The following is a 672-nucleotide window of genomic DNA, read 5'->3' as shown; positions in this document are numbered from 1 at the left end:
GAAGAGTTTTTCTTGTAGAATCATATTATCAAAGAAAAAGGAGATAACATGAACTTCAAGGAACGCTATGAGAAAGTGCAGTGGATCGTCTGGCGCTGTGCACGAGATTATTATGTACATTTATGGGAGAGTAGTGACTGGGAACAAGAGGGTATGCTGGTTTATCACCAGCTGGAAGAAAGTCATCCAGATATCAGTCAAGATGAAGGCCGCCTCTATCGTTACTTCAAGACAAAATTTCGGAATCATATTCATGACATTCTTCGCAAGCAAGAGAGCCAAAAACGCCGCTTCGATCGACAGTCTTATGAGGAAGTTGGTACCATTAGTCATAGACTGAGTAAGCGCGAACTAGCTTTAGATGATTTAGTCGCTCTTCGAAGTTCTCTAGCAGTCTACACTTCCAAGTTAGACAAAGAACAACTAGAGTTATACCACCGCTTACTAGGCGATGAGCGGTTTAAGGGACGGAAAAGACTGTTGCGAGAGTTAGAGGAATATTTAATAGACTTTAGCAGCACGGTGATATAGTGGATAGGGGAGAGGTAAGAGGGAGATGTTACCTTTCCCTTTTAATTTATTGATTTATAGGTAGTTTAGGTAGTTTTAGAGGGGGTTGGAAGAAAAGATGAAAAAAAGATAAAAAAATTTCAAAAAAGTGTTGACAAGGGA

At 40.0% G+C, this 672-nt stretch carries 1 protein-coding gene; it reads left to right on the top strand.

The genetic code is table 11. From position 1 onward, the window contains the following. Nucleotides 1–48 precede the first annotated feature (48 nt). The gene (locus D8797_RS10085; RefSeq protein ID WP_125380525.1) at nucleotides 49–531 is read left to right on the top strand and encodes a sigma-70 RNA polymerase sigma factor region 4 domain-containing protein; all 483 of its coding nucleotides are present in this window, start codon (nucleotides 49–51) and stop codon (nucleotides 529–531) included. Nucleotides 532–672 lie beyond the last annotated feature (141 nt).

Origin of the sequence: Streptococcus cristatus, assembly GCF_003944225.1 — a bacterium.
Classification (GTDB): Bacteria; Bacillota; Bacilli; order Lactobacillales; family Streptococcaceae; genus Streptococcus; species Streptococcus cristatus_K.
This window is presented reverse-complemented; position numbering and strand designations above follow the sequence as displayed.

Coding starts and splice junctions, on each gene's coding strand:
- D8797_RS10085 (WP_125380525.1), top strand. CDS start 49: ATGAACTTCAAGGAACGCTATGAGAAAGTGCAGTGGATCGTCTGGCGC.